This window comes from Parabacteroides sp. Y3-G-102 (genome assembly GCF_023656845.1).
Classification (GTDB): Bacteria; Bacteroidota; Bacteroidia; order Bacteroidales; family Tannerellaceae; genus Parabacteroides; species Parabacteroides distasonis.
In genome coordinates, this window is record NZ_JAMOKU010000008.1 from 96,927 (window position 1) to 109,447 (window position 12,521).

At 47.8% G+C, this 12,521-nt stretch carries 10 protein-coding genes; 8 read left to right on the plus strand and 2 right to left on the minus strand.

Annotation, left to right across the window (positions count from 1 at the left end; translation table 11 throughout):
* Positions 1-38: 38 nt before the first annotated feature.
* The 8 genes from NBH16_RS05680 to NBH16_RS05715 all read left to right on the plus strand — a co-directional run bounded on the left by NBH16_RS05680 (position 39) and on the right by NBH16_RS05715 (position 11,933).
* Complete coding sequence (locus NBH16_RS05680; RefSeq protein WP_005863027.1) at positions 39-1,358, plus strand: MFS transporter; 1,320 nt, start codon at positions 39-41, stop codon at positions 1,356-1,358.
* A gap of 19 nt (positions 1,359-1,377) precedes the next feature.
* Positions 1,378-2,376 (plus strand): glycoside hydrolase family 130 protein, encoded by a 999-nt coding sequence (locus NBH16_RS05685; protein ID WP_005857736.1) that lies wholly within the window; start codon positions 1,378-1,380, stop codon positions 2,374-2,376.
* Positions 2,377-2,495: 119 nt separating this feature from the next.
* Positions 2,496-2,837: a hypothetical protein gene (locus NBH16_RS05690; RefSeq protein ID WP_044544864.1), complete on the plus strand. Its 342-nt coding sequence runs from the start codon at positions 2,496-2,498 to the stop codon at positions 2,835-2,837.
* Between the two features lie 152 nt (positions 2,838-2,989).
* Entirely contained in the window at positions 2,990-4,663 is a 1,674-nt protein-coding gene (locus NBH16_RS05695; protein ID WP_008772433.1) for an alanine/glycine:cation symporter family protein, read from the plus strand.
* A gap of 136 nt (positions 4,664-4,799) precedes the next feature.
* On the plus strand, positions 4,800-6,518 hold the full coding sequence (locus tag NBH16_RS05700) for a phosphoethanolamine transferase family protein (protein ID WP_005863022.1): 1,719 nt from the start codon (positions 4,800-4,802) through the stop codon (positions 6,516-6,518).
* A 15-nt stretch (positions 6,519-6,533) separates the two neighbouring features.
* On the plus strand, positions 6,534-9,020 hold the full coding sequence (locus tag NBH16_RS05705; RefSeq protein WP_057319650.1) for an ATP-binding protein: 2,487 nt from the start codon (positions 6,534-6,536) through the stop codon (positions 9,018-9,020).
* A gap of 370 nt (positions 9,021-9,390) precedes the next feature.
* A complete protein-coding gene (locus tag NBH16_RS05710) occupies positions 9,391-10,563 on the plus strand; it encodes a DUF418 domain-containing protein (RefSeq protein WP_057319649.1) in 1,173 nt (390 codons plus the stop codon).
* A 50-nt stretch (positions 10,564-10,613) separates the two neighbouring features.
* Complete coding sequence (locus tag NBH16_RS05715; protein ID WP_057319648.1) at positions 10,614-11,933, plus strand: sigma-54-dependent transcriptional regulator; 1,320 nt, start codon at positions 10,614-10,616, stop codon at positions 11,931-11,933.
* Between the two features lie 16 nt (positions 11,934-11,949).
* Here the strand turns inward: NBH16_RS05715 and NBH16_RS05720 are convergent, their stop codons facing one another.
* Both NBH16_RS05720 and NBH16_RS05725 read right to left on the minus strand, forming a co-directional pair.
* On the minus strand, positions 11,950-12,393 hold the full coding sequence (locus NBH16_RS05720) for an N-acetylmuramoyl-L-alanine amidase (RefSeq protein WP_044545188.1): 444 nt from the start codon (positions 12,391-12,393) through the stop codon (positions 11,950-11,952).
* On the minus strand, positions 12,387-12,497 hold the full coding sequence (locus NBH16_RS05725) for a smalltalk protein (RefSeq protein WP_153188314.1): 111 nt from the start codon (positions 12,495-12,497) through the stop codon (positions 12,387-12,389). The genes NBH16_RS05720 and NBH16_RS05725 overlap by 7 nt, the downstream gene beginning before the upstream one ends.
* Positions 12,498-12,521 lie beyond the last annotated feature (24 nt).

Below are 12,521 nucleotides of genomic sequence, written 5' to 3' on the forward strand. Positions count from 1 at the left end.
TATTAATTATATTTGTACACCTAAATTCTAAATAAAGCATGGAAGAGAAAAACACGAATGCTACTAAACGTCGAAACCCTGTGACTTGGGTCCCTAGTGTCTATTTTGCTATGGGATTGCCTTTTGTAGTGCTGAACATGGTTACCGTACTCATGTTTAAGGGATTGGATATATCGGATGCCCAGATTGCGTTATGGACCTCGGTTATCATGTTACCTTGGACCTTAAAGCCTTTATGGAGCCCGTTTTTGGAAATGTATCGTACTAAGAAATTCTTTGTCGTATTGACCCAGTTGTTATCCGGTTGCTTATTCGGTTTAGTGGCCTTGGCGTTAAACTTGCCGAGTTTCTTTGCTCTATCTATCGCATTATTAGGTATTATAGCGCTTAGCGGGGCTACGCATGACGTGGCAACGGATGGCGTTTATATGAAAGAGCTCTCGCCGGAGGATCAAGCCAAATATATCGGTTGGCAAGGTGCGTTTTACAATTTGGCGAAGATCGTAGCCACGGGTGGTCTGGTTTATCTGGCGGGTTATATGATGCAATATTTTACCGGGATAGGATTGGAGAAAGAGGCCGTGATATACGCTTGGATGATCGTTATGCTGCTTTGCGGTACGATCATGATCCTGCTTGGTTTTTATCATATGAAGATGTTGCCTTCGGGTGGGAAAGCCGCTACCAGAGAACATTCGTTGAAGGAAAGTATGGCTGAGTTATGGCTGGTCTTCAAGGAGTTCTTCACGAAGAAGTATATCGTGTGGTATATCTGTTTCATCATATTGTATCGTTTTGCCGAGGGTTTCGTGATAAAGATCGTACCTTTGTTCTTGAAAGCTCCGATAGCTGATCAAGGATTAGGACTAACGGAGCAAGAAATCGGTTTGTATTATGGTACGTTTGGGGCGGCGGCGTTCGTGCTGGGTTCTTTGCTTGGTGGATATTATATCTCGGCCAAGGGGTTGCGAAAGGTATTGTTTACGCTTTGTTGTTGTTTCAATATACCGTTTTTGGTATACACGTTCTTGGCGTGTTTCCAGCCTGATAATGGTCTCATTATCGCTTCCGCCATCGTATTCGAGTATTTTGGCTATGGATTCGGTTTCGTGGGCTTAATGCTGTTTATGATGCAACAGGTAGCTCCGGGCAAGCATCAGATGGCGCATTATGCGTTCGCTTCAGGTATCATGAACCTTGGCGTAATGCTTCCGGGAATGATGAGCGGTTTCGTGAGCGACTGGCTAGGTTATAAGTATTTCTTTATCGTGACCTTGCTGGCGATGATCCCTTCATTCTTGGTAGCCTATTTCGTACCGTTCACGTATGACGATAAAGGTAATAAGTTAGTACAGTAATATTTTAATAGGATTAGTTATGGATAATTTGAAAATCGTAGGCGCTCCGCTGCCTGATATGCCTTGGGAAGATCGTCCCGAGGGTAGCAAAGAAGTATTGTGGAGATATTCGAAGAACCCGGTGATTCCTCGTGATATCCTTCCGACATCGAACAGCGTGTTCAACAGTGCTGTTGTCCCTTTCAAAGGTGGTTATGCCGGTGTGTTCCGTTGCGACGATACGAATCGCCGGATGCGTTTGCACGTAGGTTTTAGCGCAGATGCCATTCATTGGAGTATCTCCGAGACAAAACTCGAGTTTGAGTGCGACGACAAGGAGATCGGCGAGTTTGTTTACGCCTACGACCCCCGTGTATGTTTTATCGAGGATCGTTATTATGTGACTTGGTGTAACGGTTATCATGGCCCGACGATCGGCGTGGCTTACACGTTCGATTTCGAGACCTTCCATCAGCTGGAGAACGCTTATCTGCCTTTCAACCGTAATGGCGTGATGTTCCCTCGTAAGATTAACGGAAACTTCGCCATGTTAAGCCGTCCGAGCGACAACGGTCATACTCCGTTCGGCGATATATTCTATAGCGAGTCTCCGGATATGTGTTTCTGGGGTAAACATCGCCACGTGATGTCTCCGGCTGCGTTCGAGGATAGCGCTTGGCAGTGTACGAAGATCGGTGCGGGCCCTATCCCTATCGAGACTTCCGAGGGCTGGTTATTGATTTACCACGGCGTGCTTCGTTCTTGCAACGGGTATGTGTATAGCTTCGGTTCCGCTATCTTGGATTTGGAGCAACCTTGGAAAGTGAAATTCCGCTCCGGACCTTATTTGTTATCCCCGCAAAAGGATTACGAGTGCATGGGAGACGTTCCGAACGTAGTCTTTCCCTGTGCCGCCTTGCATGATCCGGAGACGAAACGTATCGCTATCTATTACGGCTGCGCGGATACGGTAACAGGATTGGCTTTTGGCTATATTGATGAGATTTTGGACTTTACGAAGAAGAATTCTATCATTTAACAGACTCGAGAAGAACAATATACTTTTGTTGTCGAAACAATATACTTTTACACACGAAAGTATATTGTTTTAGAACAAAAAGTATATTGTTTTTTTTATTAGGTAAAAGAGTAAGAGTTATGACAAAGATACAACAGTTTTTGGCAGATCTGCCCGAGGAGAAGAAAGCCTTGTTTGTCCCTGTTTTCGGGAGCATGGAGAAATTTTATACGGTAGTTTACTTGATCGCCCGGAATGAGCACGTCACTGATCAGGAGAAGCCAGATCGTTATGAGGATCGTTTACAGGTGATTCGCCAGATACGTAACCGGGTGGAGAAACTAGTTTCCTCGTATGGCTTGGACGGAGGGGAGATCGTAGCCGATATCGCCAGCGACTATTTTGAGGATTATGTCAATTACAAAGAGCCGGAGCTAGACATTACGAATGATGAGTTTATCGCTATCCTCCAGAAAATATAGGAGATAAATATAATTTTATTGTGTGATAGTATCTTTTTGATTGTGAAAAAGCAATCTTGTAAGTCTAAAATGAAAAACAAAAGCTTGTAAGGTTGCTTTTTGTTTTATTATTCTTAACTTGCGGCATCATTATTTAAAAATGTAGGCAGATGATGCAAGAGTTGAATAACTTACTATCCCTTATTGACGCTCATTTTGGAGGATCACAATGGTTTGTTTTTCTATTACTGGGAACCGGATTGTTCTTTACGGTCTATCTTCGGTTTCCGCAATTGCGCTTTTTCGGGCATGCGATCAAGGTCGTGCGGGGGAAGTACGACAATAAGCAAGACATAGGAGATACCTCCCATTTCCAAGCGTTGGCAACTGCTCTTTCGGGTACGGTGGGGACCGGTAATATCGCCGGTGTCGCTCTGGCCATACATCTAGGTGGTCCTTCTGCCTTGTTTTGGATGTTGATGACGGCGTTCTTGGGTATGACTACCAAGATGGTAGAGGTCACCCTTTCCCATAAGTATCGTGAGCAGACGGAAGATGGTACGATTTCCGGCGGTCCGATGTATTATATGAAGCATCGTTTGCATATGCGTTGGTTGGCAGGACTTTTTGCGGTCGCTACTATTTTCTCCTCTTTCGGTACGGGTAGTCTGCCACAGGTAAATAGCATCTCGAACGCCATGTTTTCGGCGTTCGGTATTCAGCAATATATTACCGGGGCGGTTTTATCGGTCTTGCTGGGATTGATCGTGATCGGGGGAATCAAGCGTATAGCGCAGGTTACCGAGAAGTTGGTGCCTTTTATGGCGGTCGTCTATCTGCTCGGTGCCTTCAGCATATTGGCCTATAATTACCAGCATATCCTACCTTCGTTTATCTCTGTTTTCTCGAATATCTTTTCCGGTACGGCGGCTACGGGTGGTTTCTTAGGAGCGACGGTTGTCTGGGCTTTTAACCGAGGTGTGAACCGTGGATTATTCTCGAATGAGGCGGGGCAAGGTTCCGCTCCGATCGCTCATGCGGCAGCCAAGACGGAAGAGCCGGTATCCGAGGGTATGGTCGCTTTATTGGAGCCGTTCATCGATACGATCGTGATTTGTTCGATAACCGGCTTGGTTCTATTGTCATCCGGTACTTGGCTGAAAAAGTTTGAGAATAAGTTTCAGCAGGCGGATACGGTAGTCTTGTCCGGTGCTTATCATGAATCGGACCCGGACGGTAAATCCGCAGTGTCGGAGCATGTACTAGGGAATAAGCCCCTGCCTTTTTATACAGGCTCCTTGGAGGTCCGGAACGGACAGATCCTAAATACGGATATAACGTTACTACACGCACGTTCCTTTGCGGATAGCGTGCGGGTCAAGGAAGGGAAGGAGGTGTTGTTTAGTGGTACGCTCTCTGTACGTGACGGACGTATCGAATTACCTATGAATAAAGAGCGTGCGGTGTATTTAACCGGTAAGTCGCTGCTTCATTCCGCCCCCTTGTCTACGGAGGCGTTTAAGAAAGGTTTTTTAGGGGATTGGGGGCAGTTTATTATTCCGTTTTCCCTGTTGTTGTTTGCGTTTTCTACAACGATAGCATGGTCTTACTACGGTGATCGGGCGGTGACCTATCTTTGGGGAACGAAATATGTCCGTATTTACCACGTAATCTATATTGTCGGATTTTTCTTGGCCTCGTTCACGGATACTACTATTGTTTGGACATTATCCGGTATCACCGTGGCTTTGATGACGCTCCCGAACTTGATTGGTATCTTGCTGTTACATAAGGAAGTGAAAAGCTCTGTCAATGAGTATTGGCGACGGATGAAAGAGAAGTTATGAATGTCAATAACATTTTTTGTGTATAATACGCTTTGTATGTGTTTAATAACGCCTATCTTTGCCAATTGCCGGAATTTCAGGTTCTGGGTATTAGTTGAGAAGAGTAATGATTGAGAGTTGGCAAAGTTTTGATTGAATGAAGTATTTTACAAGGTTAATACGCTGGATATCTTCACAGGAGCATTTATATTTCTTATTTGCCCTGTTATTTATCATCCCAAACTGTGTGTTCTTTTTTACGGAACCGCTTCCCGTCACGGTCGGTATCGCCTCGTTGCTGATACCTTTGGCCTTTTGGATGTGTGTTTTATTAGTGGCCCGTAAACCGGGGATCGTGGTTTGGTGCCTGTTGCCGAAGGTTATATTAGATGGGGGGCAGTTGGTGCTTCTGTATCTTTTCGGACAGTCCGTGATAGCGGTTGATATGTATTTGAACCTTACCAGCTCGAACGCTTCCGAGGCTAGTGAGTTATTGGGGAATATCATTCTGGTGATCGGTTGCGTATTCTTTTTCTATACATTACCTACGCTGGTGCTCGCTTGTCGTTCGATACGGCAGAAAGAGAAACTGCGAAATCCTTTCCGGAAGAAATGGGCCAAGATCAGCCTAGGCATGTTTGTCGTGGGTTTGCTCCTTTGCTTCCTGTCTCCTTCGCAAGATCACCGGTTCTCATGGAAGGACGATGTATATCCGGCTAACGCCCTATACAATTTATATTTCGCCATAAATAAGGCGGAGAGGAACAGCAAGTATCATATTACTTCCGCCGACTTTAAGTTCGACGCCACTAAGCCGGAGCAAGCGGAGGGAAAACGGGAGATCTACGTCTTGGTAGTGGGAGAGACCTCCCGTGCTATGGAATGGAGCCTTTACGGATACGAGCGCAAGACGACTCCCCGTATGGAGGCTTTAGACGGATTGGTGCATTTCACGGATGTGGTGACGCAATCGAATAATACGCATAAAAGTGTCCCCATTATCCTGTCCGCTGCCAGCGCCGAGAATTATGGAGTCCTTTACGACGAGAAAAGTATCGTGACCGCTTTCAAAGAGGCTGGTTTCCGTACGCTCGTGATCGCCAACCAGAAACTAACGACCTCGATGATCGGCGCTTTTTACCGGGAGGCAGATACCTTTATCGATATGAGTGCATTTAATACGGGTTCTACGCTAACCTCCTTGCACGATGCGGCGATCCTGCCTTATCTAAAGAAGGAACTGGATAAAGAGGACGGTAATCTTTTCGTAGTACTGCATACTTATGGCTCGCATTTTAATTACCATGAACGTTATCCGAAGGAGTTCCGTTTCTATAGGCCGGATAAGGCGGAGGGAATTCGTGCCTCGTATAAAAAGGAGTTACGGAACGCTTATGATAATTCCATCCACTATACAGATTACGTGCTGGGGGAAATCGTGGATATGTTGGCGAAGACAAATGCTCCGGCATCCATGCTTTACTTAAGCGATCATGGAGAGGATATCTTCGATGATTCCAGAGCCCGTTATCTGCATGCGTCTCCGATACCGACCTATTACCAGTTGCATATCCCGTATGTGATCTGGTTCTCGAAGGCTTACCGGGAGTCATATCCCCAGAAATATCTGGAAGCGCAGGCACACGAGACTTATCCGGTTAGCACGAACAGCGTATTCCATACGATGCTTGATATAGCCGGTGTGCGGACTCCGGTGGCCGATTCCACGTTTGCCTTAACGAATCGTGCCTTCAAGGTACGTGACCGTATGTATCTGGGAGACCATGACGACCCGATTCCATTCTGGAAAGTCGGCTTGAAAAAGCAGGATTTTGAGATGATGGATAAATGGGATATCGCTTACGATAGAAATTAGACTGATCTCAACCGTATGAAAGAGCAAAGCGGACATATTACTAGCAAGGTGATATTAGGCTATATTTTGCTGATTACCATTGCAGTCTGCTCGGTCGCTTACATTTATAATATCGTAGAGAAAGTGGCCGAGGAGGATGAGCCGGATCATCAGGCACGCCGGAAGGTGTATTTGGTCACCAATACCCTCTCCCTGCTCTATGAGAGCGAGGCATTGGGGCAGTTGGTAGGCATGCCCCAGAACGAGTTCCGCCACTTCAATCGTACGTTGAATAAGGCCCATAATAACATGGATTCGTTGAGGACCTTGGTGACGGACTCCATGCAACTCCTGAAAATAGATACGATCGACATACTGCTGGAGCGTAAGCGATGGAATACCCGTCGTTTGCTTGAGACTTGGCAGGAAGCGAACACGGAGCGTCTTTATACGGAGAATATCGAGAAAATAATTGCCGTCCGGGATACGATCGTAAACGAGGTGCAGGTACAAGAGCGGGTAGAGGTCAAGCAAGATACGGTGGTAGTTCCCCGTAAGAAGCGGGGATTCTTCAAGCGTTTGGCCGACGTGTTCTCTCCCGGCAAGGAAGATACCAGCATCGTGGTGAACACGACCCGGGAGATCGTTACCGATACGTTGGTGAACGCTTATAATCCGACCGATACGATTGTCAGCGTGCTGAAAAGCATCCAAGACAGTGTGGCTTGGCAACGGCAACAACTGATGGATCAGTTGTTGGAAAGGGCCTCTAACTTACGGTATAACAATAGCGTGATTACCCGGGAGATCAACCAGATGCTCCGTAATATAGAGGAGGAGGAGATGGAGGCGTCGCTGGAAAGGGTCTATAAGAAGCAGGTACTATTAAGGGAGACCTCCCATTTGATCGCCGGAATCGCGATCGTCTCCGTGGTAATCGCCTTTCTGTTCCTCTTCTTTATCTCACGGGATATCTCACGAAGTAAATATTACCGTATGCAACTGGAAAAGGCGAAACAGGTCGCCGAGAGCTTATTGCGAAGCCGTGAGAAGCTGATGTTGACGATCAGCCACGATATACGGGCTCCGCTCTCTTCCATCATCGGATATATCGAGCTTTTGCTACGCCGCCATCCAGACGAGCGTCAGCAATATTATCTGGAGAACATGAAAGGTTCCTCGGATCATATCCTTTCCTTGGTGAACGACCTGTTGGATTTCCAGCGGTTGGAGTCCGGCGAGATGGAGGTGCATAGCGTTCCCTTCCGTGTCCCAGTCTTGTTCGATGAGATCTATACCAGCTTCCAGCCGATAGCGGAGGCGAAAGGCTTACGGTTTGTCTTGAACCTGGAACCGGAGGAGACTGGGCAAGTCTATATGGGCGACCCGATCCGTATCCGGCAGGTCGTAGGAAACCTCTTATCCAACGCTATCAAGTTCACGGAAGCGGGACGAGTTGTCCTCCTCGTCTCCCTCCAAAAACTTTCAATTATCAATTATCAATTATCTATTACCGTAAGCGATTCCGGTCCGGGCATCCCGAAAGAGGAACAAGAGCGGATATTCGGGGAGTTTACCCGCCTTGCCGATACGGAAGAGGCGGAAGGTTTCGGTCTGGGCCTCTCCATCACCCGTAAGCTTCTGTCCTTGATGAACGGTACGCTTGCTTTGGATAGTACCCCGGGGAAAGGCAGTGATTTCACGATCTTGCTACCTCTTCCCTTGGCCGATAATCAATCTTTGCCGGACGTAATGGCGGAGGCTCCGGATGCTGGTGAGGCCGAGGCTTTACCCTTGTTTGAGGGGCAAGATGTCTATTGTCTTCTGGTTGATGATGATCCTCTACAACTGGCCTTGACGGAGGAACTCTTGAAGCAGAGTCACGTGCAGGTGGTAGGTTGTACGAATCCGCATAACGTCCTCGAGCTATTGCGGAACACCGTATTCAATGCGATTATTACCGATATACAGATGCCGACGCTGGATGGCTATCATTTACTGGAGCAGATACGTACGTCCGGTATCCCCGGAACGGATAAGATCCCGGTGATCGCCTTGTCCGCCAGTATCGCCAAGGAGCACGAGCATTATCTGGAGGCTGGTTTCACGGGTTTCTTGAACAAGCCGTTTACCGCCGCCCAATTAATCTCCTTGCTGAATGAGTTGCTGACACTCCATCTGGAGGCAAGGAGCGAGTTGAATTTCTCTTCGTTGACCGCTTTTGCCGGAGAGGATCCGGAGGCCTCAGCCTCTATACTGAAAACCTTCTCGGAGGAAACCCGCAAGAGCATCGACTTACTTCGGGATGCGTTAGAGGGAAAAGACCGGGAGGAAGCCTCCCGGATATCTCATAAGTTGATTCCCCTGTTCACGATGCTGGGGGCCAATTCTTTGGTACAACACCTGCGGATCTTGGAGAAGAATGATGAGGAACTGACCGATTCCGGCTGGTACCACCTGCTGGGCGAGGTAATCGAGCAAGCGCTTGCTATCGTGAAGGATGCGGAGTCCGCCATCGGGTAATCTTGTGGAATCCGGTGTGGAATAAATACCCATCCGTGGAATGCCTTTCCCCATGCTTTTGAAATAAAATTCCACTTTATAGAAACAAAATTTATCTATTACTTGTTAAAGGATAAGTAGTTAGATATTCATTATCGTGCGTTTCGCTGGCTTTGGCACGATATTCGCTATCTATTTAATGAAATCGCAAGTGGGCGTTTCTACATTTAAACCGTTAAAAACAAAAGTCATGAATTTATTCATGGCGAAAGATTAAGTCTTGAGTATTCAATTTAAGTCTGCAAAAGAAAAAGGCATCCTTTCGAGGATGCTTTTTCTATTTAGTTTCGTTACTTTTGCCACGAAATAATAAAATCTACTGAATCATATCATGGAACACGCACTACAATCCCGACCTCGTATCGAGGTGGTCGACGCATTACGAGGATTTGCCGTTATGGCTATTATCCTATTGCATAATATCGAGCATTTTAACTTGTATAATTTTCCGGAGGCTACTACCGATTTTATGAAAGCCTTGGATAAAGGGGTATGGGATACCTTGTTCTTCCTCTTTTCCGGGAAGGCATACGCTATTTTCGCCCTGCTGTTCGGTTTTAGCTTCTTTATCCAGTTTGATAACCAAGCGAGGAAAGGGAAGGACTTCCGGCTTCGTTTTTTCTGGCGGTTGGTGCTCCTATTCTTTATCGGTTGCTTCAACGCATCGTTCTTCCCGGGGGAGATCTTGGTGCTTTATTCGATCTTGGGTATTGTGTTGATACCGGTTTGCAAGTTGAGTAATAAGGTGGTCTTGGCGATCGCCGTGGTCTTGATGCTACAGCCTATGGAGTGGGGTAAATTCATGTATGCCCTGATGCATCCGGAATATGTGGCATCCAAGGAACAATGGCTGGTGCACTGTATGCGGATCTATCCGTATATGGAAGGTACCAGCTTTTGGGAAATGGTCAAGTCCAATCTGTGGGACGGGCAGCTGTATAGCCTTCTCTGGGCTTGGAGCTATGGACGTTTCTTCCAGACATCGGCTCTCTTTATGCTGGGCATGTTGTTGGGGCGCAAGGGATTGTTTGTCGATCCGGAGAAGCACCGGACGTTTTGGACAAGGACCTTTGTTATCGGGGTAGTTTGTTTCATTCCCCTCTATTATCTGTCCCTTTCCCTACCCGGTTTGCTGGAGCGTACCGAAGAGCTTCGCCCGATGAGCACGATCGTGTCTTCCTTGCGTAATTTCTCGTTCATGTGCGTATTGGTATCCTCCTTTATCTTCTTGTGGCAGTGGAAGGCGCCGCATAAGGTGCTTCACGGGCTTGTGCCTTACGGGAAAATGAGCTTGACGAATTACCTCACGCAATCGATGGTAGGCTCTTTCATCTATTTCGGATACGGTTTATCCCTGTATGACGATCTGGGGACGACCGCCAGCTTCGCCATAGGAATCCTTCTTTTCATTCTCCAGCTAGGTTTTTGCCACTGGTGGTTAGCCCATCATAAACAAGGTCCTTTCGAGGGAGTATGGCGTAAAGCTACGTGGATGTTTTCTTGATTCGTTTTATTTATTTACCTTTGTGGTTACTATAAATAATCTGAGTGGGTATGTTGTCGATTCTAATCGTTGAAGATGATATAACTTTTTCCTTGATGCTTACCACATGGCTGGGTAAGAAAGGGTTTGTCGTAATATCCTCGTCCTCTGTTTCCGATGCTAAACGGAGGCTGGGGGAGGAAGCGTTCGATTTGGTTATATCGGATTTACGCCTGCCGGATAGTGACGGGATCGACTTATTGAAATGGCTGAAAAGCACTCATCCTTCCTTACCCCTTATCATGATGACCAGTTATGCGGAGATACAAACGGCGGTTCAGGCGATGAAGCTGGGAGCGGCGGATTATATCGCTAAGCCGTTGAACCCGGATGAGTTGCTGGGAAAGATCAAGGAACTTGTGCACGTGGAGGAGAAGGCTCCGGCGAGAGTCCCGGTTTCTTCGGCCCCGGATCTTTATATCGAGGGGCAGAGCCAAGCGGCCCGCCAGCTTTATGAGCATGTGCGTTTGGTGGCTCCGACGGATATGTCGGTATTGGTGACCGGCGCTAGCGGTACCGGTAAGGAGTATATCGCCCGTCGGATCCACGAGCAAAGTAATCGTAGCAAGGCTCCGTTTGTCGCCGTGGATTGCGGCGCTATCCCCAAGGAATTGGCGGCTTCCGAGTTCTTCGGCCACGTGAAAGGCTCTTTTACGGGGGCGATCGAGAACAAGACTGGGGCGTTTGTGGCGGCTCAAGGCGGTACGATATTTTTGGATGAGATCGGGAACCTGACGTATGAGGTACAGGTTCAGCTATTGCGTGCCCTACAGGAGCGCAAGGTAAAGCCGATCGGGAGCAATCAGGAGATCGCTATCAACGTGCGCTTGATATCCGCGACGAACGAGAACTTGCGGCAGGCGATCGAGAAAGGAGATTTCCGTGAGGACCTGTACCATCGTATCAATGAGTTCACGATCCGTATCCCGGACTTGAAAGAGCGAAAAGAGGATTTGCTCTTGTTCGCCAATCATTTTCTCGATCTGGCGAATAGCGAGCTCCAGAAAGATATCATCGGTTTCGACAACGATACCATGCAATTGTTCCAATCCTATTCTTGGCCGGGTAACCTGCGGCAGATGAAGAACGTTATCAAGTACGCTACCTTATTGGCGACCGGTCGATACATCACCCGCAAGGAACTCCCGGAGGAACTGACGGAGAACCTCTCTTCGCACACCAACATCCAGCTTAAGAACGTGGAGCATGAACGTGACCTTATCCGTAAGGCCCTCCAAGAGTGCGGCAATAATAAGACTCGTGCGGCCCAGTTATTGGGCATCGACCGGAAGACGCTTTACAATAAGCTGAAGATTTATCAGTTGGATTGATAACCCCTTCCTCCCCTTATAACTCAGCGTATTCGCTACGTGCGTCGAAGCAAGGGCAGGCTTTCCGGATGTAGGGGCTTAATTGGTAATGGCCTAGGATCTTAGCCTTCGGATAATCCCTCCTCAATTGGCGGAGCAGGTCCATGAGGGCGCATTTTTGGGCGTAGGTACGGGTGTCGGTGGGTTGGAGGCTCTCGTCCAGCCCCCCCTCGTAGCAGATACCGACGCTTTGGTCGTTCCAGCCGGCGGCGTGCGCCCCGATCTGGTTCAGTGGACGGCAGCGGTGTATCTCGCCGTCGCGGGTGACGTAGAAATGATAGCCGATGTCGGCGAATCCCCGGGCCTTGTGGGAGGCCCTAAGGGCTTCCACCGGGAAATCACGGTCGTAACGAGTGGCGCTGCAATGGATTACAAGGAGGCGCACCTCCCTGTAATTCTGGTAAAAACACGAGGCTACCATACTCCGCAGGCGGTTAAGCCCAACGTTCCCGCCAAGGCGGTGGCTACGGCTATGATTACCTTGATGATAACTCCCCATACAGACTTTTTCTTCTCTTGTTCCATATTATAAATAATGAATGATTAATA